Origin of the sequence: Streptomyces sp. NPDC048751 (assembly GCF_043198595.1) — a bacterium.
GTDB lineage: Bacteria > Actinomycetota > Actinomycetes > Streptomycetales > Streptomycetaceae > Streptomyces.
In genome coordinates, this window is the sequence record NZ_JBICUX010000010.1 from 1 (window position 1) to 26,180 (window position 26,180).

At 71.0% G+C, this 26,180-nt stretch carries 23 protein-coding genes and 1 pseudogene; 14 read left to right on the top strand and 10 right to left on the bottom strand.

Annotation, left to right across the window (positions count from 1 at the left end):
- Both ACGFNV_RS29580 and ACGFNV_RS29585 read right to left on the bottom strand, forming a co-directional pair.
- Positions 1 to 233, bottom strand: a pseudogene (locus ACGFNV_RS29580) (helix-turn-helix domain-containing protein); the annotation flags it as partial.
- Positions 234 to 396: 163 nt separating this feature from the next.
- Positions 397 to 927 (bottom strand): hypothetical protein, encoded by a 531-nt coding sequence (locus ACGFNV_RS29585; RefSeq protein WP_393626434.1) that lies wholly within the window; start codon positions 925 to 927, stop codon positions 397 to 399.
- A gap of 309 nt (positions 928 to 1,236) precedes the next feature.
- On the opposite strand from ACGFNV_RS29585, the gene ACGFNV_RS29590 reads away from it, so the two are divergent.
- From ACGFNV_RS29590 to ACGFNV_RS29605, 4 genes are read left to right on the top strand one after another with little or no spacing between them, the layout of a single operon-like run.
- Positions 1,237 to 2,166, top strand: coding sequence for an ABC transporter ATP-binding protein (locus tag ACGFNV_RS29590; protein WP_393626436.1), 930 nt, complete (start codon positions 1,237 to 1,239; stop codon positions 2,164 to 2,166).
- The gene (locus ACGFNV_RS29595; protein WP_393626438.1) at positions 2,166 to 3,002 is read left to right on the top strand and encodes an ABC transporter permease; all 837 of its coding nucleotides are present in this window, start codon (positions 2,166 to 2,168) and stop codon (positions 3,000 to 3,002) included. Before ACGFNV_RS29590 ends, ACGFNV_RS29595 begins: the two co-directional genes overlap by 1 nt.
- Positions 3,003 to 3,027: 25 nt before the next feature.
- Complete coding sequence (locus tag ACGFNV_RS29600; protein WP_393626440.1) at positions 3,028 to 4,401, top strand: sensor histidine kinase; 1,374 nt, start codon at positions 3,028 to 3,030, stop codon at positions 4,399 to 4,401.
- The gene (locus ACGFNV_RS29605; RefSeq protein WP_393626442.1) at positions 4,398 to 5,066 is read left to right on the top strand and encodes a response regulator; all 669 of its coding nucleotides are present in this window, start codon (positions 4,398 to 4,400) and stop codon (positions 5,064 to 5,066) included. The genes ACGFNV_RS29600 and ACGFNV_RS29605 overlap by 4 nt, the downstream gene beginning before the upstream one ends.
- Positions 5,067 to 5,122: 56 nt before the next feature.
- Here the strand turns inward: ACGFNV_RS29605 and ACGFNV_RS29610 are convergent, their stop codons facing one another.
- Complete coding sequence (locus ACGFNV_RS29610) at positions 5,123 to 6,226, bottom strand: 4Fe-4S binding protein (RefSeq protein WP_393626444.1); 1,104 nt, start codon at positions 6,224 to 6,226, stop codon at positions 5,123 to 5,125.
- 583 nt (positions 6,227 to 6,809) lie between these two features.
- Positions 6,810 to 7,619 (bottom strand): SDR family NAD(P)-dependent oxidoreductase, encoded by an 810-nt coding sequence (locus ACGFNV_RS29615; protein ID WP_393626446.1) that lies wholly within the window; start codon positions 7,617 to 7,619, stop codon positions 6,810 to 6,812.
- A 289-nt stretch (positions 7,620 to 7,908) separates the two neighbouring features.
- Between ACGFNV_RS29615 and ACGFNV_RS29620 the strand changes: the two genes are divergently transcribed.
- The 3 genes from ACGFNV_RS29620 to ACGFNV_RS29630 all read left to right on the top strand — a co-directional run bounded on the left by ACGFNV_RS29620 (position 7,909) and on the right by ACGFNV_RS29630 (position 10,715).
- Positions 7,909 to 8,526 carry a TetR/AcrR family transcriptional regulator gene (locus ACGFNV_RS29620; RefSeq protein WP_393626448.1) on the top strand — a complete coding sequence of 206 codons (618 nt, stop codon included), beginning with the start codon at positions 7,909 to 7,911 and terminating at the stop codon, positions 8,524 to 8,526.
- A gap of 226 nt (positions 8,527 to 8,752) precedes the next feature.
- Positions 8,753 to 9,523 (top strand): transposase, encoded by a 771-nt coding sequence (locus ACGFNV_RS29625; protein ID WP_393626450.1) that lies wholly within the window; start codon positions 8,753 to 8,755, stop codon positions 9,521 to 9,523.
- A gap of 418 nt (positions 9,524 to 9,941) precedes the next feature.
- Entirely contained in the window at positions 9,942 to 10,715 is a 774-nt protein-coding gene (locus ACGFNV_RS29630) for a maleylpyruvate isomerase family mycothiol-dependent enzyme (protein ID WP_393626452.1), read from the top strand.
- A 220-nt stretch (positions 10,716 to 10,935) separates the two neighbouring features.
- Here the strand turns inward: ACGFNV_RS29630 and ACGFNV_RS29635 are convergent, their stop codons facing one another.
- From ACGFNV_RS29635 to ACGFNV_RS29645, 3 genes are all read right to left on the bottom strand, one after another.
- Positions 10,936 to 12,234: an SNG1 family protein gene (locus ACGFNV_RS29635; RefSeq protein ID WP_393626453.1), complete on the bottom strand. Its 1,299-nt coding sequence runs from the start codon at positions 12,232 to 12,234 to the stop codon at positions 10,936 to 10,938.
- Positions 12,235 to 12,622: 388 nt separating this feature from the next.
- The gene (locus tag ACGFNV_RS29640; RefSeq protein WP_393626455.1) at positions 12,623 to 13,744 is read right to left on the bottom strand and encodes a spermidine/putrescine ABC transporter substrate-binding protein; all 1,122 of its coding nucleotides are present in this window, start codon (positions 13,742 to 13,744) and stop codon (positions 12,623 to 12,625) included.
- Positions 13,745 to 13,845: 101 nt separating this feature from the next.
- Positions 13,846 to 15,285 carry a gamma-aminobutyraldehyde dehydrogenase gene (locus ACGFNV_RS29645; protein ID WP_393626457.1) on the bottom strand — a complete coding sequence of 480 codons (1,440 nt, stop codon included), beginning with the start codon at positions 15,283 to 15,285 and terminating at the stop codon, positions 13,846 to 13,848.
- A gap of 168 nt (positions 15,286 to 15,453) precedes the next feature.
- Between ACGFNV_RS29645 and ACGFNV_RS29650 the strand changes: the two genes are divergently transcribed.
- From ACGFNV_RS29650 to ACGFNV_RS29680, 7 genes are all read left to right on the top strand, one after another.
- Positions 15,454 to 15,972, top strand: coding sequence for an Lrp/AsnC family transcriptional regulator (locus ACGFNV_RS29650; RefSeq protein ID WP_393626459.1), 519 nt, complete (start codon positions 15,454 to 15,456; stop codon positions 15,970 to 15,972).
- A gap of 2 nt (positions 15,973 to 15,974) precedes the next feature.
- Complete coding sequence (locus ACGFNV_RS29655) at positions 15,975 to 17,339, top strand: aspartate aminotransferase family protein (RefSeq protein ID WP_393626461.1); 1,365 nt, start codon at positions 15,975 to 15,977, stop codon at positions 17,337 to 17,339.
- Between the two features lie 242 nt (positions 17,340 to 17,581).
- Entirely contained in the window at positions 17,582 to 18,322 is a 741-nt protein-coding gene (locus ACGFNV_RS29660) for an ABC transporter ATP-binding protein (RefSeq protein WP_393626463.1), read from the top strand.
- Positions 18,304 to 20,043, top strand: a complete 1,740-nt coding sequence (locus tag ACGFNV_RS29665; protein ID WP_393626465.1) for a hypothetical protein — start codon at positions 18,304 to 18,306, stop codon at positions 20,041 to 20,043. The genes ACGFNV_RS29660 and ACGFNV_RS29665 overlap by 19 nt, the downstream gene beginning before the upstream one ends.
- A gap of 111 nt (positions 20,044 to 20,154) precedes the next feature.
- On the top strand, positions 20,155 to 20,571 hold the full coding sequence (locus tag ACGFNV_RS29670; RefSeq protein ID WP_393626467.1) for a VOC family protein: 417 nt from the start codon (positions 20,155 to 20,157) through the stop codon (positions 20,569 to 20,571).
- A gap of 24 nt (positions 20,572 to 20,595) precedes the next feature.
- Positions 20,596 to 21,717 carry an LOG family protein gene (locus ACGFNV_RS29675; protein ID WP_393626469.1) on the top strand — a complete coding sequence of 374 codons (1,122 nt, stop codon included), beginning with the start codon at positions 20,596 to 20,598 and terminating at the stop codon, positions 21,715 to 21,717.
- 193 nt (positions 21,718 to 21,910) lie between these two features.
- On the top strand, positions 21,911 to 22,615 hold the full coding sequence (locus tag ACGFNV_RS29680) for an LAETG motif-containing sortase-dependent surface protein (RefSeq protein ID WP_393626471.1): 705 nt from the start codon (positions 21,911 to 21,913) through the stop codon (positions 22,613 to 22,615).
- A 91-nt stretch (positions 22,616 to 22,706) separates the two neighbouring features.
- Here ACGFNV_RS29680 and ACGFNV_RS29685 read toward each other — a convergent pair whose 3' ends face one another.
- The 3 genes from ACGFNV_RS29685 to ACGFNV_RS29695 are packed head-to-tail and all read right to left on the bottom strand — an operon-like array spanning position 22,707 to position 26,150.
- Positions 22,707 to 23,504: a maleylpyruvate isomerase family mycothiol-dependent enzyme gene (locus ACGFNV_RS29685; protein ID WP_393626473.1), complete on the bottom strand. Its 798-nt coding sequence runs from the start codon at positions 23,502 to 23,504 to the stop codon at positions 22,707 to 22,709.
- Between the two features lie 25 nt (positions 23,505 to 23,529).
- The gene (locus ACGFNV_RS29690) at positions 23,530 to 24,549 is read right to left on the bottom strand and encodes an ABC transporter ATP-binding protein (protein WP_393626475.1); all 1,020 of its coding nucleotides are present in this window, start codon (positions 24,547 to 24,549) and stop codon (positions 23,530 to 23,532) included.
- Complete coding sequence (locus ACGFNV_RS29695; protein WP_393626890.1) at positions 24,549 to 26,150, bottom strand: ABC transporter permease; 1,602 nt, start codon at positions 26,148 to 26,150, stop codon at positions 24,549 to 24,551. The genes ACGFNV_RS29690 and ACGFNV_RS29695 overlap by 1 nt, the downstream gene beginning before the upstream one ends.
- Positions 26,151 to 26,180: the final 30 nt, after the last annotated feature.

A 26,180-nucleotide genomic window follows, 5' to 3' on the forward strand; every position in this document is an offset into this window, starting at 1 on the left:
GAGGACGACGGCGGACACCTCACCCAGCCAGGCCCGCTCCGGCGTCCGTTTCGCTTCCGTGATCAGGCATGTGGACAGCTGCCCGGCCGTCGGGAACGGCTGCCCGGCCTTACGGGCGTCCTCGCGGGCACGCACGGCGTCGTTGAACACGACGCGTGCGCACCCAACGCCCTGGCCAGCGCGGCCTGCTGAGCGGCGTCGGGGTACACCCTGAAGGCGTACCGGAGCTGCATGACGATCACACTAGGCAAGCCGAACCCGCGTCGTCACCGGGAACATGTGGACGATCCGTCACCGTCACGAAGCGGGGTCCGGCTCCGCCGGAAACGAGACCGCGACGCTCCGCGTCGCAGCCACAAGATTCGCTTCACCCCCGGCCTGAAGGCCGGAGCACCGCTAATGATGTCCGGTAGCGAGCACCGGCGCGGTGTTCGGGGTGAGCGCCTCCAGCCGCTTGATCTTCCGCCGCACGATGTACAGCGGCACCGCCCCGAACACCCCGAACGACATGTCGATCACGCTCCACCAGAACGGAATCCCGCGCACCGGCCCACAGACCAGCGCCAGGGGGATGATCCCGGCGCAGGCGATCATCGCGAACTCGACGACCCAGATGTTGCGGACCGGGTCGCGGTACGGCCCGTAGAACGCGACCGCGATCACGAGGTGCGCGAAGGCCAGCCAGTCCGTGCCGTACAGGACGAACGGGTAAGCCGCGTCGGTGTCGTCGAGCCCGCGCCGCACGTACGCGATCCAGTCCATCAGCGCGGGCAGGTGCTCCGGCACGGACAGGGTCCGCAGCAGGTCCTCGGTCCAGCGCAGTTCGTGCACCAGGGGGAAGGCCGTGGCACCGCTGAGCACCAGGCAGACGACGAAGAGGACCAACCATGCGCGGATGCCCTTGAGAAGGGCGGCTCTGTCGCTCATGGGGGAAGCCTACGCCTTGAATTGAACGTGTTCAAAAAAGATTCCAGTGGGAGGACTGCCCCCTGTGGAGCCGCCGTGAACGGCCCGGGACGCGCACCCCGGTCTCACCCGCAACGCGAGGAACCCGCGCGCGGGAGGCGCTGGTACCGGGGGAGGACAACCGCGCGACCCCCAGTGGTACCGCGGTACCACTCGCCCGCCGAAGATTCCCCCGCGGTCCCAGGGTCGCGGCCTGCCGCGCTCCTAGCTTCGAACACAGACACCGCGGCACGTCCGCCGCCGAGTTCGAGGCAGGAAAGGCCCCCTCCCATGATCGAAGCCCGTGAGCTGACCAAGCGGTACGGCGACAAGACGGTCGTCGACAACCTGAGCTTCACCGTCAAGCCCGGCGAGGTGACCGGCTTCCTCGGCCCCAACGGAGCGGGCAAGTCCACGACCATGCGCATGATCGTCGGCCTGGACTCCCCCACCAAGGGCTCGGTCGTCGTGGGCGGTCGCTCCTACGCCAGGCACGCCGCGCCCCTGCAGGAGATCGGCACCCTGCTGGAGGCCAAGTCCGTGCACCCGGGGCGCAGCGCGTTCAACCACCTGATGGCGCTCGCCCACACGCATGGCATTCCGCGCCGCCGGGTGGACGAGGTGATCGAGCTGGCCGGACTGACGAGCGTGGCCGGCAAGCGCGTGGGCGCCTTCTCGCTCGGCATGGGCCAGCGCCTGGGCATCGCCTCGGCCCTGCTGGGCGACCCGGCGATCGTCATGCTCGACGAGCCGGTCAACGGCCTCGACCCCGAGGGCGTGCTGTGGGTGCGCAACCTGCTGCGCGGCCTGGCCGACGAGGGCCGGGCCGTGATGCTCTCCTCCCACCTGATGAGCGAGACGGCACTGATCGCCGACCACCTGGTGATCATCGGCCGGGGCCGGCTGCTCGCCGACACCACCGTCGCCGACTTCACCCGGGAGGCCTCCGGCGGCGGGGTGAAGGTCGCCTCCGCCGACATCGCGAGACTGCGTTCGCTGCTGGCCGGCCCCGACGTCACCATCAGCTCCTCCTCCGACGAGGAACTGCTGGTCACCGGACGTGAGGCCCGGGAGATCGGGGCGATCGCCGCCCAGCACGGGGTGGCGCTGTACGAACTCACCCCGCAGTCCGTCTCCCTGGAGGCGGCGTTCATGGACCTCACCCGCGATGTCGTCGAGTACCAGAGCGCTCCGGCCGACACCGAACGAAAGGCCGCCTGATGACCGTCACCAGCCTCGCCCCCGTTCCTGCCCGCACGACGAACTACAAGGTCACCGGCATCCGGGTGCTGCGCTCGGAGTGGGCCAAGTTCTGGTCGCTGCGCTCCAGTTGGATCACCCTCGGGGTCGCCGTGTTCCTGCTGGTGCTGTTCGGGGCGATCGCCTCCTACACCTACAGTCCCGACGCCGCCGCGACCGGCGGACCGCCCGGCCCGGGCAGCTCCGGAGACAGCGACGCGGTCAGTCTGGCCCTGACGGGCGTGTCCTTCGCGCAGCTCGCCGTCGGCGTGCTCGGGGTGCTGCTGTCTGCGGGTGAGTACAGCACCGGCATGATCCGCTCCACTCTCGCCGCGGTCCCGCGCCGGCTGCCGGTGCTGTGGTCGAAGGCCGCCGTGATCGGGCCGATCGCCCTGGTCCTCACCACCGTGGGCGCGCTGGCCGCCTTCCTGCTGGGCGTCCCCGGCCTGGACGGCGAGAAGATCGCGCTCGGCCTGGGCGACGACGGCGTCCTGCGCGGCCTGGCCGGCGCCGGCGTCTACCTCGGTCTGGTCGCCGTGTTCGGAGTCGCGCTGGGCGTACTGCTGCGCTCCTCCGCCGGGGCCATCGCGGCCCTGGTCGGCGTCCTGCTCATCCTCCCCGGCCTGGCCTCGCTGCTGCCCGACTCGCTGTACGACAGCATCAACCCCTACTTCCCCAGCAACGCGGGATCGGCGGTCTACGCCCTGCACCAGTCCTCCGACGCCCTCTCACCCGGGGCGGGGCTCGCGGTGTTCGCCGGCTGGGTGGCCCTGGCCCTCGCCGGGGCGGCCTACCGGCTCGTCAAGACCGACGCCTGACCTGGGCACGAGGACAATGGTGTCCATGACTGCGCACCGTGCGGCGGCCCCCGCGGACACCGCCCGGGGGACGGCGGCCCTGCCGTCCGCCGGGTTCGACGCCGCGTGGGCACATCCACTCCTGGGCCGTCTGCTGCGCGACCAGAGCCGCCTGAAGCGGCTGGACCGCCGGCATCCGTGGCTGCTCGACACCGCGGTGGTGCTGGCCGTCGCCCTGTTCAGCCTGCCGGTCCTGCTACGGCCCCACGGCGACTCCCCGTTCGGGGACACCGACGTCCGTGACCAACTGCCGTCCGGGGTCCTGTTCGTCTGCGCCGCCGCGCTCGTTGTTCCCCTGTGGTGGCGCCGCAGGGCCCCCGCCGTCACGTACTTCGTGATCACGGCGGTGTCCCTGGCCCAGTGGTCGCTCGGCGTCTGGCTGCCGACCGGCATCGGCGCGCTCATCGCCCTGTACACCCTGGCCCGGAAGGGGTCCCTGCGGGTGCTGGGCTGGGCCGCCGCGCTGTCCGTGGCCGAGGCGGTGCTGGCCGTCTTCGTCCTGGTGCCGACCGAACACCCGCTGCTCGCCGCGTTCTTCCTGGTCGGAACGGCGACGGCGGCCATCACCCTCGGTCTGACGCTCCGCATCCGCCGCATGTACCTGGAGGCGCTGGAGGACCGCGCCAGACGTCTGGAGGTCGAGCAGGACCAACGGGTCCGGCTGACCACCGCCGCCGAGCGCTCCCGGGTCGCCCGCGAGATGCACGACATCGTCGGCCACAACCTCTCCGTCATGGTCAGCGTCGCCGACGGCGCCGCGACCCTCGCCGCCAACCGGGGCGAGCAGTCCACCCAGGCCCTGCGCATCCTCGGTGACACCGGCCGCCAGGCGATGAGCGAACTGCGCCGCGTCCTGGGCGTCCTGCGCGAGGACGAGGACGACGGTCGGATGCTCAGCCCGCAGCCCGGCGTCCGGGACCTGGACGCCCTGCTGTCGCGGGTCCGCGCGGCGGGACTGACGGTGACCTACCGGACCGTGGGCGGGATCGACTCGCTGAGCAGCGGCGTGCAGCTCACCGTGTACCGCGTCGTCCAGGAGTCGCTGACCAACACGCTCAAGCACGCGGGAACCGGCGCGTCCGCCGAGGTCACGATCGCCGTCGAGGAGGGCGAGGTGCGGATCCTGGTCGCCGACACGGGCGTACCGCCGGGTGCGCCGCCGCCGGCGAAGCCGGAGGCGCACGGCGACGGCCCCGGCCACGGTCTCGTCGGCATCCGCCAGCGGGCCGCCATGTACGGCGGCACCGTCGTCGTCGGACCGCGCGACACCGGCCACGGATGGCTCGTGGACGTCGTGCTCGACGTGCCCTCCGCACCCGCCCCGTCGGCCCCAGGAGTACCGGGAGAACAGCTGCCATGACCACCGTGCTGATCGCCGACGACCAGCCCCTTCAACGCATGGGCGTCCGGATGCTCCTGGAGGGCACCCCCGGCCTGACCCCGGTGGGCGAGGCCGAGCACGGCGCCGAGGCCGTCCGCATGACCGCCGAACTCCGCCCCGACGTCGTCCTCATGGACGTCCGTATGCCCGGTATGGACGGCATCGAGGCCACCCGCCGCATCATCGCCACCGGCGGCCGTACCCGCGTGCTCATCGTGACCACCTTCGACCTCGACGAGTACGCCTACGAAGGCCTGCGGGCCGGCGCGAGCGGCTTCCTGCTGAAGGACGCCCGCCCCGAGGAACTCGTCGCGGGCATCCACGCGGTCGCGACCGGCGACGCCGTCGTGGCCCCCCGCCTCACCCGGCGCCTGCTGGACGCCTACGCCCACCAGGTCCTCGCACCGGCCCACCCCCCCGCCCCCGAGGACCCGCGGCTGCACACCCTCAGCGACCGCGAACGCGAGGTGCTGATCGCCATCGGCCGGGGCTGGACCAACACGGAGATCGCCGAACGGCTCGTCCTCACCGAGTCCACGGTGAAGAAGCACGTCGGCCGGGTCCTCGCCAAGATCGGAGCACGCGACCGCATCCAGGCCGTGATCACGGCGTACGACACGGGGCTGGTCAGAGCCAGGTCCTAGGGGGTGTCTTGTGGATCATGCAGGGGTCGCGGGGGCCGGCACGTGCGGGCGGGGGGTCAGGAGGATGCCGGGCGGGGTGCCGGAGGCTGCCAGCCGCCGGTGACTTCCTTGACCGGCTTGTGCGGGAAGCGGCGCCTGGCATATTCCTGCGCATGGGAGCCGGGGAGGACGTACAGGGTTTCCTTCTTGTCCTGAAGCGGGCGCAGCACGGTGTCCATGAAGGTCTTGCGGTCGTCCAGGTAGGGGCCGAGGACGTCCTCGCCGGCGGGGCAGACGGCAAGGCAGTAGCCGGACTTGTAGCCGGGGGGCGAGCTCAGGCTCTGCCACATGGAGGCGCTCTCGGAATCGCTGACCCGGGACCGGTAGTCGGCGGCGTCCTCGCTGTCGGCGAGGGTCTGCGCCCAGTCGGTGAACCCGCTCATGAACTCTCGGTAGTTGTGCGTGGTGCAGGCCAGCGCGTCGAAGGCGCCGTCCTTGGCGATGGCGCCGACCGGGCAGGCGGCGACGCACAACTTGCAGTCGATACAGGGGTTGTAGTCCAGCGCCTGCCCGTACGCGCTCACCTCCGCGTCCACCAGCACGGTGACCAGCAGGACGAAGCTGCCGAACTTCGGGTGGATGACGTTGCGGTGCAGGCCCATCACACCGAGCCCGGCGGCCACCGCGACCGTCTTGTGCGCCACCACCCAGATCCGCTCGCTGGGGAAGCGATCCATCTCCTGAGGGAAACCGACGGAGGGATTGAGGGCGCGGTAACCGGCGTCCTGGAGCGCCTGGGTGACGCCGCGGGCGGCGTGGTTGGCCTGTTCGTCGGCCTGGTGGAACTCCTGGTTTGCCACACTGCGCGCCGGGGAGCGGCAGTTGTCGCGGTTCATCCGGACCGCCATCGCGATCAGGGTGCGAGTGCCGGGCAGTGCGGACTGTACGTGTTCACGCTCGCCGGCCAGGTCGGGGTGGTCCAGGCTGACCGCGGCCGCGTCGTCCGCGCCGGCCGCCAGGCACAGCTCGCGCAGCCAGGCCGCGTCGATCACCGCCGGCGGGCGCGCCGCCGCACCGGCCGCACGTCGAGTGAGGACGGCCTGCACCGACGGGTGCGCAGCCAGTTTCGCCGGAAGCCTCGGACCGACCGACTGGCCCTCGGAGTCATCCCCGGTAGTCATCCACCCCTCCTCGGTGAGCCCAGCATTCGGACTCGCCTTCACGACGAGAAACCGATCAGTTCCACTACCGTAAACCGATCGGTTTCCCCATGCAAGGCTGAGCGACGGACCGCCCCCCACCGACCTCCCGCCTTCGTGATGCCTCAGCGCACGACCATCGCGTCGAGCAGGGCGGTAACCGTCGGAGCGATAAGTCCCGCCGGCGTGTCGGCTCCGATTCCCGCGCGGGCACTGGCGCCGCCGAAGGCCAGGATCAGCTGTCGATCTGATCGACCAGGTACCGACAGCCCTGAAAGTCGGGCACACCGGCCTGAGACGCCAACTGGTCGAACAGGTGCAGGATCCGCCGACGGGTGAGCGATTGTCCGGCGAAGGCAGGAGCGTCGCCACGCAGGCGGCGCATCGCTGCCTACGAGCTCGCGTCCGGGCTGGTGAACAGGGCCGGGTCGGCAGGATCGTCGCCGATGGAAGTCTGGTACCGCGGTTCACCGCCAGCGGCCTGGGTGCGTTCGTCTCCGACGGCACCGACCGGAAGTCGTACAGGGGGCACCGTCCATGCGATGTGACGGTGGTCCGGGGAGTGTCAGTGGCCGGACCGGCTCGAGCGCATCTGCCACTGGGTCACCGCACCGAAGGCCAGAACATTGGCTCGGCGGGTGGTGAAGCGCGAGGTCAGGGTCATCACCCAATTGAATGTGCCGGAGACGACGCTGGGCGGAGGGTTGCGCCGGTCCAGCGTGCGCAGTGCGGTGGTGACCACCTGGCGCGGGGTCTGCAGCCGGACACCGCGGGCCATGTCGTCGGAGCCGGCCGTGTCGAAGAACTCGGTGCGGGTCGGGCCCGGAGAGAGGGCGAGCACGCGCAGCCCGGTTCCTCGCGATTCCTGCCACAGCGCCTCGGTGAAACTCAGCACGAAGGCCTTGGTCGCCCCGTAGACGGCGGCGTTCGGCCACGGCTGGTACCCGAGAGAGCTCGCGACGTTGACCAGGACACCGGTCAGCTGGCCGATGAAGGCCCTGGTGACGTCGACCAGACTGGCCACGTTCAGGCCGATCTCCTGCTGGACCCGTGCCGGGTCCTCCAGGCGGAACGCGCTGTGGGTGCCGAAGCCGGCGTTGTTGACGAGGCTGGTGACGGTGATCCCGCGCCGGGCCACCTCCTTGGCCAGTGCTTCGCCCGCGGCCGGCACGGTGAGGTCGAAAGGCACCACCGTGACGGTGATCCGGTACTTCGCGGACAGCTCGTCGGCCAGGGCCTGAAGCCGGTCCGCGCGGCGGGCGACCAGCACGAGGTTCGAGCCGCGCTCGGCGAACTGGCGGGCGAACTCGGCGCCGAGTCCGGCACTCGCCCCAGTGATCAAGGTGGTCTGGGTGCGGTAGTCGATCTTGTTCATGACGGTCGGGAAGGCGGTGCCCCTGCGGATACCTCTTCCCCTTCTCCTTTCAATCTTTGCGACGGTCGGCGACCGTCATCTGGTCCCGAGCCCGCAGTTGCTGCTTGCACCAGGCGACGGGCTTGGTGCGGCCGGTGGGTGCGTTGGTGGCCATACCCAGAAGCATATACGAAACGAAATGCTTTCGTTTCGTTTGCTTGTATACTGATCGTGTGACCTGTCCCACCGTTACTCAACGTTCCGTACGACAGCCCGACCAACCAGTGCGCTCCGCCGCGGGAGCCGCCCGATGACCGGGGCCCAGGCACGCCGGGGGCGCCCCCGCGACGCCTCCCGCGACCGCGCGCTGCTGGAGGCAACCATGGCCGTCCTGACCGAGAGCGGTTACCGCGCACTCACCACCGCCGCCGTCGCGGCCCGCGCCGGAGTGTCCACCGCCACGCTCTACCGCCGCTGGCCGTCCAAGGAGGTCATGGTTGTCGCCGCGGCCGCCGCCTACGCCCATGAACTCACGACGGAAACCGACACCGGCACGCTCGAAGGCGACCTTCGCGCCCTGCTCCGGGACAAAGCGGCTTCCCTGACCGGGAGGGAAGGAGGGGTGTTGCAGACCCTGATTGGCGAGGCCCGGCACAACACCCCGCTGGCCGAGGCCCTCACGAACGTGTTCGTGCTGCCCATGCGCCGGCGCATGGAGGAGATCACGCAACGCGCGGCGGAGCGAGGCGAGATCCCACCGGTAGAGGACGCCGACCTGCTCGGCGATCTGGTCCTCGGTCCCATGGTCAGCAGGTTCTTCCTCACCCCGCTGCCGCCTGACGAGGTGGACGCGGCAACCGCGGCGGAGACCGCCGACCGCCTCCTGCCCTTCCTCCTGCGCGCCGTCGGGCACAAGGGGCATGCCTGAGCCAGGACGGCTTGCCGAACGTCCAGGAAACCGCACCCATCGTGCTGCCTTTCACGCAGCGACGCCACCAGGGACGCGGCGAGCGGACACGCCGCTGAAGGCGGCCTGGAGCCACACTTGAGATCGGTGCTCGACTGCGCCGGCGGCAAGTCCGTCGCCGAGATCATCGCCGCCGAACCCCGCTAAAGGGTGTTGCACAAGGCTGCGATCCGGGCATTTCCCTTGTATGCGTGGGGTGTTGAGGGCTGAGCCGTTGTGGGTGGAGACGTTCACAGGGCTGCGGATGGACCGGTTTGAGAAGTTGCTGAGGGTGGTGCGGGAGCGGGGCGGGAACGGTCCCGGTGGCGGTCGGCCGTGGTGTCTGCCGCTGGCCGAGCGGGTGCTGCTGGTGGCCGTGTACTACCGCACGAACCTCACGATGCGGCAGCTCGCCCCGCTCTTCGGGATCTCCCCGGCCACGGTATGCCGGGGCATCAAGCGCCTGCGGCCGCTGCTCGCGCTGGAGCCGGCACCGCGGCCGGTCGCGGGGGTGGAGCGGTTGTGGATCGTGGACGGCACGTTGATCCCGGTCCGCGATCGTACGGTCGCAGCCTCGTCCCGTGACTACCGGTTCTCGGCGAACGTGCAGGTCATCATCGACGCCGAGACCCGCCTGGTCGTCGCATCAGCGCGTCCGGCGCCCGGGAACAAGGCCGACGCCCATGTGTGGCGCGAGTCCGATCTGCCCGCGACGGCTGCGGGCACGACCGTGATCGCCGACGGCGCCTACCTGGGCACGGGCCTCATCGTTCCGCATCGCAGACGCGCCGGACGGCCCCTCCTGCGCGGGCAGGAGGAGGACAACGCCGAGCACCGGCGTGTCCGAGCCCGCGTCGAGCACACCTTCGCCCGGATGAAGCACTGGAAGATCCTGCGCGACTGCCGTCAGAAAGGAGACGGCCTCCACCATGCCGTCCAGGCCGTCGCCACCCTGCACAACCTCGCCCTCGCCGGGTGAAACAGCAGGTCAACAACCGCTGAGCCATGCAAACAGCCACACTTGTGCAACACCCTTTAGGGCCTGTTGCGAAAGTGGCGTCGTCGCCCCGGGCGGCCGCGCGGCGTCCGGTGCGTGCTCTCGGCGTGCCGCCCGGAAGCCCTCGTACTGGGCGTACTCGGGCTTTCGGGCGGTGCGGCGAGAGCGCGTGCCGGGCGTCGCGCGGCAGGCGCCACTTTCGCAACAGGCCCTAGCAGCCGCCGACGACGTCGGTGAACCGGCCGACTTCACCCCACGGCCCCTGACCGAGACGGCCCCTTCGCTGCCAGAACCCGGTCATGAACGCCGTACCCCCCGGTAAGTGGTCCTTCAGGTACAGGCGGGAACGGGACCGACGGGGCACTGGACAGCAAGTCCGAGCGCCGACACGATCGCGTTCATGACACCCGAGGACGCCATTGTCGCCACTGCCGACCGGATCGCGGAGCTGCTGCGGGCAGGGGCCGACCCGCACACGCCGCTGCGGGGCGCAGAGTGGACGGTGGGAGAGGCGGCGGCGCACCTCGCGCTGGCAGGGAAGCTGATGGCCGACATCGGGGCGGGCGAGGACCGCCCCTACGGCAATGGGACGCCGAGCGGCCTCGCGGCGGCCAACCGGGCGGCTCTGGCTGTCTTCCCGCAGCGGAATCCGGCAGTCCTCGGCGCGGAGATCGCGGACAGTGCCCGGGCCTTCGTCGCGGCCGCGGCCGGCCGCGGTCCGCGGGAGGCGGTGCTGACGCCGATGGGGCCGATGAACATGGCCACCTTGGGCTCGTACCTGCTCACGCACCTGCTCGGGCACGGATACGACATCGCGGTCGCGCTGCGCGGGGCCCACATGGTCGACCGTGAAGTGGTCGCGTTCACGCTGCCCTTCATGCGACTGGCCATGCCGCGTGTAGTGAACGCCGGCGCGGCCGACCACCATGCGTGCTACCTGTTGCGGATCGGCCGCGACCGCTTCTCCGTCACCTTCGCGGACGGCGTGCCCACCGTCACCGACGCCCCGCCCCGGCGGCCTGACTGCACGATAGCCATCGACCCGGTCGCCTTCCTCCTCCTCGCCCTGGGCCGCTGGACCGCCCCGACCGCCATGGCCCGCGCCAAGGTCGTCGTCTGGGGCCGCAAACCGTGGCTGGGCCTGCGCTTCCCGATGCTCTTCACAGCGCCGTAGACGAGCGAGCAGACTGCCACCGGACGGCCTCTCCGACTCGTCCTCGCGCAAGTTTGGCGCCGTCCGGGGCCCTGAGACGGCTCAGAGGCTCGGCGACGCTCTCGGAGGAAGCAAGACCGTCGCCGAGCCCTGACGGTGTGCACGCCCCTCGTCCCCACGGGGGCGACACACGGGGCCACTCCGCTCAACGGCCCCGCCCTGGGATGCGGGAGGAGTTCCGCTACACCGAGGTGGCGTTCTTCTCGGGCTCCGTCTCGACCGGGATGCGGTGCAGCCCCTTGCGGTCGTACCACCCCAGCACGCCGAATCCGAACAGCACGGCCACCACGAGGCCGGCGGCCATCATCACCCAGCCCCGGGTCAGCCCCGCGTCGCCCTGCGCGTCGTAGTAGAGGATCGAGCGGACACCGCCGGCGATCTGCCGCAGCGGCTCGAACTCCGCGAGGAAGCGGTAGAAGCCGGGCAGCGCCTGGATCGGCGTGGTGGCGTTGGCCGTCGGCACCGCCATCCCGATGAAGACCAGCGTGGCCACCAGCATGCCGGGCGTGCCGAATACGGCGAGGAGGGTGAGCGCGCCGGTCCCGGACACCGCGACGGCGCACACCGAGAACAGCCACAGCAGCGGCAGGTGGGAGGCGTCCATGCCCATGATGCCGACCGCGCCCACCATGACCAGCGTGCCCATCAGGAGGGACAGGGCCGCCATGAGGGTGCTGCTGATGGCGAGGGTCTGCACCCGGGTCGCCCGGATCAGCGGGCGGTGCAGGCGCAGGGGGCCCATGTCGTTGTGGGTGTAGCCCAGGGCGTGGTCCACCTGGCCGCTGATCACGTTGGCGGAGAGCATGCCGCACACCACGAGGGCGAGGGCGTAGTAGAACGCCGTCAGGCCCAAACCGCTGTGCGAGTCGAGCGGATGGCCGTCCTTCACCGTGACGGCGGCCGGGTCGGCGAGCAGGACGCGCGCCGCGGCGGGCAGCTTCGCCCGCTGGGCGCCGATCTGTGCGGTCAGTTCCTTGCCGATGTGGAGCGAGGCGCTCTCGGCCGCCTGCGTCGTGGCGACCCGCGCCAGACTGGAGCCCACGCTGCCGGCGGACTGGTTCGTCAGCACGGTCAGCGTCGGCCGGACCGGGGTTTCCGCGGCCGTGGTGCCGGTCAGGGCGGTGACCGAGGACGTGAAGTCGGCGGGCACGACAAGCGCGCCGTACAGCTTGCCCTTGCCGAGCTCCTCCTTCAGCTCCCGCTCGTCCATCACCTTCCAGTCGATCTTGTCCCCTCCCGCGGTGGACTTTCCGATCGAGTCGGTGATCTGGGCCCCCAGGTTGACCTGCTTGCCGCCGACGGCAGCTCCCTTGTCGGCATTGACCAGGCCGACCGGCAGCTTCTTCATGTGGTCGGCCGGGTCGATGTTGGCGCCGACGTACAGCACGGCGAACAGCAGCGCGAGTGCGCCGGTGATGACGCCGCTGGCGATCCACAGGGGTTTCGCGCGCAGCACGCGGAAGGGATGAATCCCATTCATGACTTACTCCGGCCTGGACACAGCCACATCGAAGGAAGACCGGGCGGCACCGTCGCCAAACCGGGAATCGGCCCGACCGCCCCTCGAACGGAAACCGGCCGGTTTCACCTCATGGTAAACCGATCGGTTTCCACATCCAAATCGAAAGGCTTGCCCCATCGCGGTGGCGGGCCGTCGGCGTCGAGGTGGCCCAGCGGGGCGAGCCGGTCGGCGCCCTTCGGTGTCGTGGTGGATCGGCGTGTGTGAGTCGCTCAGGGGCAGGCGGGGCGCCGGCCGTCGCGGGCTCCTACGCGACCCTCGTATGGCAACGGCCCGAACAGAGGCCGGCATACACATGAGCCTCGCCCGGCAGCAACGATCATCCTCGTCACATCTCCGGCCGGCGGGTTCACAACCCCACGATCGCGTTCCACCGTTTCGCGAACTCCACCCGCTCCGCGCCCGTGATGTCCCGTGCGATCGCGAGGCGTTCCCGCATCGTCGGGTCCGGGAAGATCAGCGGGTTGTCGGCGAGCGCGGCCGTGTCCTCGTCGTCGGAGGCGGCGAGGACCTCGCGGGCCGCCGGGACGGGGCAGACGTAGTTCACCCAGGCGGCGAGTTCGGCCGCGACCTCGGGCTGGTAGTAGTGGTCGACGAGCCGTTCGGCGTTGGCCTTGTGGCGGGCCAGGTCGGGGATCATCAGCGAGTCCGACCACAGCTCCGCGCCCTCCTCGGGCACGACGAAGCGGATGTCGGGGTTGTCCGCCTGGAGCTGGATCACGTCCCCCGAGTACGCCTGGCAGGCCAGCACATCACCGCTGACCAGGTCCTTGGTGTAGTCGTTGCCGGTGAAGCGGCGGATCTGGCCCTTGCTCACCTGCGCGGCCACCTGGTCGCACACGGCGTGGAAGTCGTCGGCCGTCCACCGGGTGACGTCGACCCCGTTGCCCTGCATCAGCAACGCGAACGCCTCGTCCAGACCGGACAGGAGGGAGACCCGGCCCTTCAGGTCGGCCGCCCACAGGTCGGAGACATGGCGTATCTCCCGGCCCAACTTCCGCCGGTTGTAGGCGATCCCGGTGATCCCGGACTGCCACGGCACCGTGAACCGCCGCCCGGGGTCGAAGGCGGGCGAGCGCAGCAGCGGATCGAGGTGCTCGGTGACGTTCGGCTGCCGTGCCCGGTCCATCTCCTGCACCCAGCCCAGCCGCACGAACCGCGCGCACATCCAGTCGCTCATGACGATCAGGTCGTGGCCCGTCGGCTGGTGGTTCATCAGCGCGGGGCTGACCTTGCCGAAGAACTCGTCGTTGTCGTTGATCTCCTCCACATAGTCGACGGATATTCCGGTGCGCCTCTCGAAGGCCTCCAGCGTGGGCCGCGCCTCGGGGTCCTCGTCATCGGTGTCGATGTAGAGAGGCCAGTTGGCCCAGTCGAGCCGCTTCTCGTCACCGGAGTGATCGACAGCGGCCCGCTCCCCCGGCTTCACGTAGGCCGCGGGCACCCCGCAGCCGGCGGTGCCACCGAGCACGACGGCACCACCGAGCGCACGCAGAACGGAGCGACGGGAAACCCCGCGCCCCAGAGGGGCGCGGGGAACTGCGTGACAAGCCACATCGAGTCCGCGGCCGACTACGCGTCCAGGGACGTCATCACATGCTTGATCCGCGTGTAGTCGTCGAACCCGTACCCCGAGAGGTCCTTGCCGTAGCCCGACTTCTTGAACCCACCGTGCGGCATCTCCGCGACCAGCGGAATATGCGTGTTGATCCACACGCACCCGAAGTCCAGCTTCTTGGACATCCGCATCGCACGCCCGTGGTCCTTGGTCCACACCGACGAAGCGAGCGCGTACTCGACACCGTTCGCCCAGGCCACCGCCTGCTCCTCGTCGGAGAAGGACTGGACGGTGATGACCGGCCCGAAGACCTCCTTCTGGATGATCTCGTCGTCCTGCTTGAGGCCGGAGACGACGGTCGGCGCGTAGAAGTAGCCGCGCTCGCCGACCTGGTGGCCGCCCGCCTCGACCTTGGCGTGCGCGGGGAGCCGCTCGATGAAGCCGGAGACCTGCTTGAGCTGGTTGGGGTTGTTCAGCGGGCCGAAGAGCACGTCCTCGTCGTCCGGCTGCCCGGTCTTCGTCTCGGACGCGGCCTTCGCCAGCGCCGCGACGAACTCGTCGTGGATGGCCTCCTGGACGAGGACGCGGGTGGCCGCCGTACAGTCCTGGCCGGCGTTGAAGAAGCCCGCCACGGAGATGTCCTCGACGGCCTTGGCGATGTCGGTGTCGTCGAAGACGACGACCGGCGCCTTGCCGCCCAGCTCCAGGTGGACCCGCTTGAGGTCGCGTGAGGCCGACTCTGCGACGGACATGCCCGCGCGCACGGAACCGGTGATGGACGCCATCGCCGGGGTCGGGTGCTCGACCATCAGGCGGCCGGTGTCGCGGTCGCCGGTGATGACGTTGAAGACGCCCTTGGGCAGGATCGAGCCGACGATGTCGGCGATCAGCACGGTGGACGCGGGGGTCGTGTCCGACGGCTTCAGCACGACCGTGTTGCCCGCGGCGATCGCCGGGGCGAACTTCCACACGGCCATCATCATCGGGTAGTTCCACGGCGCGACCTGCGCGCAGACGCCGACCGGCTCACGGCGCACGATCGAGGTCATCCCGTCCATGTACTCACCGGCCGAGCGGCCCTCGAGCATCCGGGCCGCGCCCGCGAAGAAGCGGATCTGGTCGACCATGGGCGGGATCTCCTCGGAGCGGGTCAGGCCGATCGGCTTGCCCGTGTTCTCCACCTCCGCCGCGATGAGTTCCTCGGCGCGCTCCTCGAAGGCGTCCGCGATCTTCAGCAGCGCCTTCTGCCGCTCCGCCGGGGTCGTGTCGCGCCAGCCGGGGAAGGCCGCTGCGGCGGCCGCCATCGCGGCGTCGACGTCCGCCTGCCCGGACAGCGGCGCGGTCGCGTACGCCTCGCCCGTCGCGGGGTTGACCACGTCGGTGGTCCGTCCGTCGGCGGCGTCCCGGAACTCACCGTCGATGTAGTTGCGAAGACGACGCAGCTCGGTGCTCACTGCCGGCCCTCCAAGGTCGGGGATGTGTCCAGTTACTGAGACACCAGCCTAGTCCGTGCCTCGACGTTTTCAACACCCCTGATCGCGCCACCGCTACGGAATCCGCAGAGATGCACGCTCGTAACAACGAATTTCATCGGTCACACCTTGCGGAACCGACGAGACCTCGTGCACAGTGAGGCCGTGGCCAGTCGAAGCGCAGAGCAGAGAGACCCCGGGCGCGAGTCGAAGAACGGCAGCCCCCACCTGGACGCCGTCTCCCTCGCCATCATCGAGCAGCTCCAGGAGGACGGCCGCCGGCCGTACGCCGCGATCGGCAAGGCCGTCGGCCTTTCCGAGGCGGCCGTGCGCCAGCGTGTGCAGAAGCTGCTCGACCAGGGCGTGATGCAGATCGTCGCCGTCACGGACCCGCTCACCGTGGGCTTCCGCAGACAGGCGATGGTCGGCATCAACGTCGAGGGCGACGTGGAGTCGATCGCGGACGCGCTGAGCGACATGGCGGAGGTCGAGTACGTGGTGATGACCGCGGGCTCCTTCGACATCCTCGCCGAGATCGTCTGCGAGGACGACGACCACCTGCTGGACGTCATCAACAAACGCATCCGGGCCCTGCCCGGCGTGCGCTCCACCGAGAGCTTCGTCTACCTCAAGCTCAAGAAGCAGACCTACATGTGGGGAACCCGATAACCGTGAGCACAAAGGACCTCAGCAAGTCCGCGTACGACCACCTGTGGATGCACTTCACCCGCATGTCCTCGTACGAGAACGCACCCGTCCCCACCATCGTCCGGGGCGAAGGCACCCACATCTACGACGACAAGGGCAAGCGCTACCTCGACGGTCTCGCGGGTCTGTTCGTGGTCCAGGCCGGGCACGGCCGCACGGAGCTCGCGGAGACCGCGTTCAAGCAGGCGCAGGAGCTGGCGTTCTTCCCGGTGTGGTCCTACGCCCACCCCAAGGCCGTGGAGCTCGCGGAGCGACTCGCCGACTACGCGCCCGGCGACCTGAACAAGGTCTTCTTCACCACCGGCGGCGGCGAGGCGGTCGAGACCGCCTGGAAGCTCGCCAAGCAGTACTTCAAGCTGGTCGGCAAGCCCACCAAGTACAAGGTCATATCCCGCGCGGTCGCCTACCACGGCACCCCGCAGGGCGCCCTGTCCATCACCGGTCTGCCGGGCCTGAAGGCCCCGTTCGAGCCGCTGGTCCCGGGCGCGCACAAGGTCCCGAACACCAACATCTACCGCGCCCCGATCTTCGGCGACGACCCGGAGGCCTTCGGCCGCTGGGCCGCCGACCAGATCGAGCAGCAGATCCTCTTCGAGGGTCCGGACACCGTCGCCGCGGTCTTCCTGGAGCCCGTGCAGAACGCGGGCGGCTGCTTCCCGCCCCCGCCCGGCTACTTCCAGCGGGTGCGCGAGATCTGCGACCAGTACGACGTCCTGCTCGTCTCGGACGAGGTCATCTGCGCCTTCGGCCGCCTGGGCACGATGTTCGCCTGCGACAAGTTCGACTACGTCCCGGACATGATCACCTGCGCCAAGGGCATGACCTCGGGCTACTCCCCCATAGGCGCCTGCGTCATCTCCGACCGGCTGGCCGAGCCGTTCTACAAGGGCGACAACACCTTCCTGCACGGCTACACCTTCGGCGGCCACCCGGTCTCCGCCGCGGTGGGCCTCGCCAACCTGGACCTGTTCGAGCGCGAGGGCCTGAACCAGCACGTCCTCGACAACGAGTCCGCGTTCCTCTCCACCCTCCAGAAGCTGCACGACCTGCCGATCGTCGGCGACGTCCGCGGCAACGGCTTCTTCTACGGCATCGAGCTCGTCAAGGACAAGGCGACGAAGGAGTCCTTCGACGCGGAGGAGACCGAGCGCGTCCTCTACGGCTTCCTGTCCAAGGCCCTCTTCGACAACGGCCTGTACTGCCGTGCCGACGACCGCGGCGACCCGGTCGTCCAGCTCGCGCCGCCGCTGATCTCCAACCAGGAGACGTTCGACGAGATCGAGCAGATCCTGCGCGCGACGCTGACGGAGGCGTGGACGAAGCTGTGACCGACGCCGGCTGTGTCGCCGAAGCCTCGGTCAACGAAGCTGATCAACTGAATCTGTGATCAACACCGGCCCTGGTGTCGACCGTACGAGTGAGAAACGGCGACCCGGGGCCGTGTGCTGTCCGCATGCCTGTCGTGGGCTGCCTAGCGTGCCAGTGACCGATCGGCCCTGCCTTCGTTCCCCCGCACGGGGGATTTCGCGCATCGCGCACGGCATTTCTGATCTGAACGAGGTGTTTGCCCATGGTGGCCCCGCCGGACAACGACGTGCTCTGGGCACGGTCGCTGCACTTCACCCACGACGACGGCTCCCCCGCGCTCAGCGGCGTCTCGCTCGGCGTCCGCGACGGTGAGATCCTCGCCGTCAGCGGCCCGCGCGGCAGCGGCAAGACGACGCTGCTGCGGTGCCTGTCGGGCCAGGTGCCGGCCCGACGCGGCGAGGTCTGGTTCAACAGCGTCCCCGTGCACACCATGGGCCCCCTCAGCCGTGAGCGGCTGCGCCGCGACCGTTTCGGCTGGGTCGACACGGCGCCCGTGCTGGTGCCGGAGCTGAACGTCTGGGAGAACGCCGCGCTCCCCCTCATGCTGCGCGGCACCAGCCGCCGGCGCGCCAAGGTCGCCGCCCAGGAGTGGCTGGAGCGCCTCGACGTCGGCGACAAGGCCCGTAAGCGGCCGCACGAGCTGACGCAGGCCGAGCGGCAACGGGCCTGCATCGCCCGGGCGCTGGCCCCGGCGCCCTCGGTGCTGTTCGCCGACGAGCCGACGGCTCCGCTGCACCGCGCGGACCGTGCGCACGTCCTGCGCACCCTGACGACGGCGGCCCGCTCGCACGGCATCACGGTGGTGCTCGCGACCCACGACCCGGAGACCGCGGCGCTGGCCGACCGTACGGTGTCCCTGCTCGACGGGCGGCGTGTCAGGACGGTGCACCTGCCGCCGGTCAAGGAGACGGAAGGCCGGGCCTCGTGCTCGCTCTCCGCCTGACCCGCCGCTCCCATCCCGCCGTCCAGCTCCGCCGGCTGCTGGTGGCCGCGGCGTCGGCGGGCACGGGCTTCCTCCTGCTGTGCACCCTCGGCTACGCGATGAGCCACCCCGACGACCCGGACGGCTCGGTGCTCCGCCTGGCCTGGTGCCTGGTCCCGCTCGCCGCCACGGTCCACTTCGCCCTCGCCGTGGCCCGCACCGACCCCGGCACCCGCCCACGGCCCGGCCTCGCGGCGATCGGCCTGGGCCCGGCCCGCCTGATGGCCGTCGCGGCGACGACGACGGTCCTCTCCTGCACCCTGGGCTCGATGCTGGCGCTCCTGGTCTTCCTCCACCTCCGAGGCGACCTCACGGGCATGCCCTTCGACGGCGCCGCCGCGCAGTTCCTGGCCGCGGACAGCCCCCTCCCCCTCCCGGCGGCCCTGACCCTCCTCTCCCTCCTCCCCACCACGGCTTCCCTCACTGTCGCCCTCTCCCTGCGCCCCCGACACCCCGACACCCCCACCCCCCGCCCCACACCCGGCCGCCTCGGCACCCGGAACCGCACACCGGGCCGCGATTCCTTCGGCACCTACGCCAGATTCGGGGCCCACCTGCCCGTACGCCCCCGAGTCAGCCCGACACAAGACACCGCCTCCGAGCCCTACGGCCACCCTGCGGACCCCCACATGGCAGCCGACGGCATCCTCGACCACGCCGAGCCCTCCCGTCTTCCCGCGGCCAGTCGTGCCGGCGGGGCGGCACGGTCGGGCGCGGACGGCACCCGGCAAGCGCCGGGCAGCGTGCCCCACCCCCCGGCCACCGCGGACGACGGCACCCCCGCGGCCTCCGGGCCTTCCCGTCTTCTCTCGGGCCATCGCGCCGCGACCGACGCCGCCCACGCACCCTCCCGCCGTCCCGCGTCCGGCCGCACCGCCGAAGCCGCCCCCACCTCCTCCCGCCGTCGGGCGGGCAGTCGTGCCGCCGGGGCGGCCCCCGTCCCACCGAAGGACGGCACCCCAACGGCGCCGGGCAGCGCGACCCACCCCCCGGCCGCGACCGACAACGCCCCGCAGCCCCCGGGCAACGTGACCCACCCCTCGACCCCGGCCGACGACATCCCGCCGGCGCCGGGCCCCACCCCCACCGGCCTCCCCTGGGGCATCGCCACCCTCGCCGCCGGCCTCGCCGTGGAGGCGTACGGAAACCACACCGGGGCGACCACCCACCTCACGCTCCCCGGCGGCCTGCCCCCCGGCCCCCTCAGCGTCCTCATCGGCTGGACCCTGACCGCCCTGGGCCTCGCGCTCGCGGGCCCCGGCCTCACCCACCTGTGCGGCCGCCTCCTGCAGACCGCCCGCCCCGGCGCCCTCCGCCTCCTCGCGGGCCGTGTCCTCATGGCGGAAGCCACCCGTATCGGCCGCCCCCTGGGCGTGGTCTGCGCGGTCGCGTCCGGTACGTACACGATGGCCGCGCTCTCCACCCCGGGCGACCCCGCGTTCGGCCCGCTGACCACCCTCGGCACGCTGCTCGTGACCGGCTGCACGGTCGCCACGCTGCTCACCGCCGCCGTCGAGGCCCGCCAGGCCCGCGCCGACACCACCGCCGCCCTGCTCCGCCTCGGCGCACCCGCCACGATGCTCCGCAGCGCCGCCGCCCTGCGCGCCGGCAGCCTCCTGGCCCTCTTCGCCCCGCTCACCCTGCTCGTGGCCGAGCTGTCGGCCCTCCCCCTCACCAGCTGACGCGGCGCCCCCAAAAAGCAGCCCGAAAAAGATCCCCGCCCGCCGATGAGTTCCGCCCCACCCCCCGGTCTACCCGAGCGAACAGCACACGCCCCGACGGGAGAGACTCCGATGACCACGACGTACCAGCAGATGATCTTCATCAACCTGCCCGTGAACGACCTCGACGCCTCGAAGAAGTTCTTCACGGAGCTGGGCTACACGCTCAACCCGCAGTTCAGCGACGAGAACGCGGCCTCCGTCGTGATCAGCGACACCATCGTCGCGATGCTGCTCACCAAGCCGTTCTACGCCACCTTCACCGGCAAGGAGATCGCGGACGCCACCAAGACCAGCGAGGTCCTGCTGTGTCTGAGCGCCGAGAGCCGCGAGAAGGTGGACGAGCTGGTCGAGAAGGCCGTCGCCGCAGGCGGCACCGCCTCGGACAAGGTCCAGGAGATGGACTTCATGTACGGCCGTGCCTTCGACGACCTCGACGGCCACACCTGGGAGGTCGTGTGGATGGACCCGGCGGCCGTCCAGGGCTGAGCCCCGCTGTGCCAGCATGGGCGGGTGCAGACGATGCCCGCCCATGCGGCCCACCACGACGACCGTGAGATAGAGACGCTGGAGGAGTTCGACGCGACCGTCTCGGCGCGCGGCACCCTCGCCGGATTCCGTGTCCAGGCCGTGGACCTGACGGACCGTACGCGCGAACTGCTCACCACGGACACCGTGGGCGCCGTCTTCCTCGGCTGCCCGATGCGTGAGGACGCGGCCGCGAAGGTCCGCGCGGACGGCGCCCTGGTCTTCCCGCCGATCCCGGACCTGCCGTTCGATCCGTACCGGGGCCGGGTCTACTCCCCCGACGAGCTGTTCGCGTCCCTGCCGGACGGCTACGAGTCCACCCCCGACGCGCTCGCCTACGCCTGGTTCCAGCGGACGAAGGCGGACCGCGACATCTTCACCTCGATGCTGCGCGCGGTCCACGACGACTCCGTCTCGGACGCCCTCGACGAACTCCTCGTCGGCGCACGGGTGGTGGGCGTCATGGGCGGCCACGCCATGGCACGCGGCACGGAGGCGTACGCCGGTGCGGCCCGTCTCGGCCGCGAACTGGCCCGCGCCGGCTTCACCGTGGCCACGGGCGGCGGCCCGGGCGCGATGGAGGCGGCGAACCTCGGCGCGTACGCGGCCCCGTTCGACGACGGGATGCTCGACGACGCGCTCCGGCTCCTGGCCAAGTCCCCGTCGTTCACGCCGTCCATCTCCGACTGGGCGCGCACCGCCTTCGAGGTGCGCGGGCGTTGGCCGGGCGGCGGTGCCTCGATCGGCATACCGACGTGGTTCTACGGCCATGAGCCGCCGAACCCGTTCGCCACGCACATCGCCAAGTACTTCGCCAACGCGACCCGCGAGGACGGCCTGTTGGCCCGCTCCAACGCGGGTGTCGTCTTCCTGCCGGGCGCCGCCGGCACCGTACAGGAGATCTTCGACAACGCGACGCCCAACTACTACGAGTCGCGGGGCGAGCCCACGCCCATGGTGCTCGTGGACCGGGCGCACTGGACGCAACGGCTGCCCACCTGGCCTTTGTTGCAGGCACTGGCGCGGGAGCGGTCGATGGAGTCCCGCATCGCGTTGGTCGACCGGATCGAGGAGGCGCCGGCCGCGCTGAAACGCCTCGGTGGTTAATGAGATGGCAAAACCGGAGGCTTGAAACGGGCGCTCGGATTGACACTCCTTATGGAACGCTTATAGACCTGAGAGACTCGTGGGGGCGGTGTTGTTCCATCCAGTCGGGGCGTCATCACCCCCTCAGCCCCCCGCAGTTGCGCATCTGTAAAGGACAAACGTGTCCATATCCCGCCGTACCGTCGCACGTTCCGTGCGCATCCTCGGTGTCGCCACCGCCTCGTCCGCTCTCGCGCTCGGCGCCGCCGGCGGCGCGTTCGCGAGCGGCATAGACGAGTTCTCCGCCGAAGCCAAGTGCGACGGCGCGAAGGGCGTCATCACGGTCACCGACGTGGACCCCAAGGGCACCCCGGCCACCGTGTCGGTCTTCCTGGAGAACAACGGCGCCGACGTGAAGAAGGTCGGTGAGGTCAAGGTCAAGGGTTCGGGTGGTGGCACCGTCACCTTCGAGGAGGCCTGGGAGCCCAACGCCATCTACCGTGTCCACGTCAAGATCGGCAAGGACCTCGACGCGGACATCGCCCCCAACCTGACCACGCCGTCCACCGCTTGCAAGGCCGAGGAAAGCGCGAGCCCGACTCCGACTCCGACCCCGACCCCGACTCCGACGCAGTCGGACGCCGGCCCGTCGCCGTCGGACGCGGCCTCGGACACCGCCTCGGCCCCGGCCGCCGAACCGACGGTTCCCCCGTCCCCCGCGGCCCCCGAGGCCGGCAGCTCCGCCCCCGCGGGCACCGTGAGCAGCGCCCCCTCGGCGGCGGCCGGTGAGTCGAACCTCGCCGAGACCGGCGCGAGCTCCCGTACCGGTGTGATCGCCGGCGTCGCGGCCGCCCTGGTCGTGATCGGCGGCGGCGCGATCTTCTTCGGCATGCGCCGCCGCGGGGCCAGCACGCGCTGACCCCGTCCGCCCGTAGGGGCGTCGGCACCCGTCGGCCCCGCGCGTTTCTGTGGCCCGACCCCGCAGGGGGCCGGGCCACAGGCATGTCCGCTCAGCCGAAGGTGACCCTTTCCAGCCAGAGCTCCAGCAGCTCCCGTTCCCCGACGACCTCCAGCCCCGGGGTGTCCAGCGGCTGCCGGCGGTAGAAGGCGAGCAGCACGTCGGTCAGCGGCCCGCGCAGCGCGACCGTCGCCTTCTCGTGCCCACGCCGCCAGCGAACCCCGTCCTCGGCGAGTTCGACGACCCACTCGGCGTTCAGCTCGCCAGGCGTGTCCGTCGCGTGGAGATGGATGCTGCGCCCGTCCCTCGGCAGCTCCCGCGCCGCCTCGTGGGCCCCGGTCCGCTGCACGAACTCCACGAGCTGGAGCCACTCGTCCAGCGCGTCGGCCGCCACCTCCGGCGCGACCTCGTACGGCTGTTTCGCGGCCAGCGCGGCGTCCGCGCCGTGCACGACGAGCTCGTGCGTCATTCGGCGGGCCCAGAAGCGGGTGTCGAGGACCCCGGCCCACCCCCACACCCGCGTGTCGGGTCCTGCCTCCCGCAGCGCGCCGACGAGCATCTCGCCGGTCTCGGCCAGCCAGGCGTCCAGCGCGGCGGGGTCCCCCTCGGCCTCCGGTCCCCGGTACAGCGGGACCTTCTCGATCGGGGCCTGCTCCTGCGCCCGGGTGCGCACGATGAACTCCGTCCAGCGCAGGGCCGCACCCGTGTGCCGTACCAACTGTTCCAGCGACCAGTCGGGACAGGTGGGCACGGTGGCGGACAGGTCGGCGCCGGAGGTCACCACGGACCTCAACCGGCCCACCTGGTGGGCGACTTCGTCGCAGTAGCGGTCATACGGGAGTGGCGTCATACGTAACACCCTAGGGGCATCACGCTCAGTCGAGCACGACGATTTCGGCCGCGTCGAACTCCACTCCGATCTCGTCCCCGACCTCGGGCGCGGTCCGCAGCGCGCACGCCGCCTCCAGGCGGGGTGCCTCCTCCGGCTGGAGGCGCACGGAGACATGGGTGCCCTTGAAGGTGCGGGCGGTCACCGTGCAGCGCAGGCCCGCGTCCGCGGCCACCAGCCTGACCCCGGCGGGCCGTACGAGCAGTGTGCGTGGTCCCTGCGGGGCGTCGTCGGGGACCGGCACCTTGCCCCACGGGGTGTCCGCGGCCTCCCCGGCGACCGTCGCCGGCACCACGTTGTCGAAGCCGAGGAAGCGGGCCACGAACGCGTCGGCGGGCCGCTGCCACACCTCAAGAGGCGTACCGGACTGGGCGATCCGCCCGTCCCGCATCACCACGACCCGGTCCGCGAGCGCGAAGGCCTCGCCCTGGTCGTGGGTGACGGCCAGCACGGTGGTGCCCAACCGCCCGAACAGCTCCCGCAGTTCGACGACGAGCCGCTCCCGCAGCGACCGGTCGAGCTGCCCGAGCGGTTCGTCCAGCATCAGCAGCCGCGGCCGGGGCGCGAGGGCCCGGGCCAGCGCGACGCGCTGCTGCTCACCGCCGGAGAGCGCGGCGACGGCCCGGCCGGCGGCCCCCGGCAGTCCGACGAGGTCCAGCAACTCCCCTACCCGGGAGTCCCGTTCGCCCCGGGAAGCGCCCTGCATCCGCAGCCCGAACGCCACATTGCCGCCCACGTCCCGCTGCGGGAACAGCTGATGGTCCTGGAACATCAGGCCCACCCCGCGCCGGTGCGCGGGCACCCCCGCCTGGTCGCGTCCTTCGAGCAGGACCCGCCCCGCGTCCAGGGGCTGCAGCCCGGCCACCGCCCGAAGCAGCGTCGACTTGCCGCTGCCGCTCGGCCCGAGCACACACACGACCTCGTGCTCGGCGACGCCGAGATCGACGGCGTCGAGCACGGCCCGCCCCCCGAACCGCACGGTCGCGCCCCCAAGACTCAGCAGCATCAGAACTCCCCGGTCCGGTCCGTGCGCAGCCTCTCCAGGATCAGCAGCGCCACCGCGCACACCAGCATCAGAATCGTCGACAGGGCCATCGCCTGTCCGTAGTTGAGGTCACCGGCCCGGCCGAGCAGCTTCGCCACGGCGACCGGCAGCGTCGGGTTGTCGGGCCGCGCGATGAACACCGTCGCCCCGAACTCCCCCAGCGACACCGCGAAGGCGAACCCGGCGGCGACGAGCAGCGCCCGCCGCACCATCGGCAGGTCGACCTCCCGCCACACCTTCCACGGCGACGCCCCGAGCACGGCGGCCGCCTCCCGCAGCCGTACGTCGACCGCCCGCAGCACCGGCAGCATGGTCCGTACGACGAACGGCACCCCCACCAGCGCCTGCGCGAGCGGCACCAGGATCCAGGAGGCACGCAGGTCCAGCGGGGGCTCGTCGAGAGCGATCAGGAACCCGAAGCCGACGGTCACCGCCGAGACGCCGAGCGGCAGCATCAGCAGCGCGTCGAAGCCGCGTACGAACCGGCCCGCGTCCCGCCGGGTCAGCGCGGCGGCGGCGAGTCCGCCGATCACGACCGCGATGGCGGTGGCGGTGACGGCGTACTGCAGCGAGTTGCCGATCGCGTCGATCGGCGGGACGAGGAACACGCCCCCGTCCGCCGACGTCAGCGCCCGGTAGTAGCCGAAGTCCGGCGCGCCCAGCGACCGCTGGACCAGCACGGCGAGCGGCAGCACCAGCAGGACGACGACCGTGAGCAGCACACCGGCCAGCAGCGCCCACTGCCCGGCCCCGCGCGGCCGCCGCGCCGTCACCGACGCGTCCACCAGCCGCAGCGCGGTCTCCCGCCGCCGTACCGTCCAGGCGTGCACGGCGAGGACCGCGCCCACCGCCACGAACTGCACGAGCGTGAGGACGGCGGCGGTGGACAGGTCGAAGATCTCGGAGGTCTGCCGGTAGATCTCCACCTCCAGCGTGGAGAAAGTGGGGCCGCCGAGGATCTGCACCACACCGAAGGAGGTGAAGGTGAACAGGAAGACCATCAGCGCGGCGGCGGCCACGGCGGGCACGAGCGCCGGCAGAGTGACGTTTCGCCAGGCCCTCAGGGGCGACGCGCCCAGCATCCGCGCCGCGTCCTCCTGCCGTGGGTCGAGCTGCGCCCAGAGCCCGCCGACCGTCCGTACGACGACCGCGTAGTTGAAGAAGACATGCGCGAGCAGGATCGCCCACACGGTGGTGTCGAGCCGTACGCCCCACAGCTCGTCGAGCAGTCCGCCGCGTCCGACCAGGGCCAGGAACGCCGTACCGACGACGACCGTCGGCAACACGAAGGGGACGGTGACGACGGCCCGCAGCACCTGTTTGCCGGGGAAGTCGAAGCGGGCGAAGACATAGGCACCCGGCAGGGCGATCAGCAGGGTGAGCGCGGTGGAGGCGAGGGCCTGCCAGGTGGTGAACCACAGGACGTGCCGGATGTCCGACTGCCCGAGTACGTCCAGAAGCCGCCCGAACCGCCAGCCGCCGTCGGTGTCGAGCCCTCGGGCGACGATCGCGGCGACCGGGTAGGCGAAGAACAGCCCGAAGAACGCGACGGGCAGGACCATCAGCCCGAGCCGCGCCGCGCCCCCGCGGGC

What these genes read in the sequence shown, in the direction of transcription:
- ACGFNV_RS29585 (WP_393626434.1), bottom strand. Translation starts at nt 927, where the DNA reads ATGAGCGACAGAGCCGCCCTTCTCAAGGGCATCCGCGCATGGTTGGTC.
- ACGFNV_RS29590 (WP_393626436.1), top strand. Translation starts at nt 1,237, where the DNA reads ATGATCGAAGCCCGTGAGCTGACCAAGCGGTACGGCGACAAGACGGTC.
- ACGFNV_RS29595 (WP_393626438.1), top strand. Translation starts at nt 2,166, where the DNA reads ATGACCGTCACCAGCCTCGCCCCCGTTCCTGCCCGCACGACGAACTAC.
- ACGFNV_RS29600 (WP_393626440.1), top strand. Translation starts at nt 3,028, where the DNA reads ATGACTGCGCACCGTGCGGCGGCCCCCGCGGACACCGCCCGGGGGACG.
- ACGFNV_RS29605 (WP_393626442.1), top strand. Translation starts at nt 4,398, where the DNA reads ATGACCACCGTGCTGATCGCCGACGACCAGCCCCTTCAACGCATGGGC.
- ACGFNV_RS29610 (WP_393626444.1), bottom strand. Translation starts at nt 6,226, where the DNA reads ATGACTACCGGGGATGACTCCGAGGGCCAGTCGGTCGGTCCGAGGCTT.
- ACGFNV_RS29615 (WP_393626446.1), bottom strand. Translation starts at nt 7,619, where the DNA reads ATGAACAAGATCGACTACCGCACCCAGACCACCTTGATCACTGGGGCG.
- ACGFNV_RS29620 (WP_393626448.1), top strand. Translation starts at nt 7,909, where the DNA reads ATGACCGGGGCCCAGGCACGCCGGGGGCGCCCCCGCGACGCCTCCCGC.
- ACGFNV_RS29625 (WP_393626450.1), top strand. Translation starts at nt 8,753, where the DNA reads ATGCGTGGGGTGTTGAGGGCTGAGCCGTTGTGGGTGGAGACGTTCACA.
- ACGFNV_RS29630 (WP_393626452.1), top strand. Translation starts at nt 9,942, where the DNA reads ATGACACCCGAGGACGCCATTGTCGCCACTGCCGACCGGATCGCGGAG.
- ACGFNV_RS29635 (WP_393626453.1), bottom strand. Translation starts at nt 12,234, where the DNA reads ATGAATGGGATTCATCCCTTCCGCGTGCTGCGCGCGAAACCCCTGTGG.
- ACGFNV_RS29660 (WP_393626463.1), top strand. Translation starts at nt 17,582, where the DNA reads ATGGTGGCCCCGCCGGACAACGACGTGCTCTGGGCACGGTCGCTGCAC.
- ACGFNV_RS29670 (WP_393626467.1), top strand. Translation starts at nt 20,155, where the DNA reads ATGACCACGACGTACCAGCAGATGATCTTCATCAACCTGCCCGTGAAC.
- ACGFNV_RS29685 (WP_393626473.1), bottom strand. Translation starts at nt 23,504, where the DNA reads ATGACGCCACTCCCGTATGACCGCTACTGCGACGAAGTCGCCCACCAG.
- ACGFNV_RS29690 (WP_393626475.1), bottom strand. Translation starts at nt 24,549, where the DNA reads ATGCTGCTGAGTCTTGGGGGCGCGACCGTGCGGTTCGGGGGGCGGGCC.
- ACGFNV_RS29695 (WP_393626890.1), bottom strand. Translation starts at nt 26,150, where the DNA reads ATGGTCCTGCCCGTCGCGTTCTTCGGGCTGTTCTTCGCCTACCCGGTC.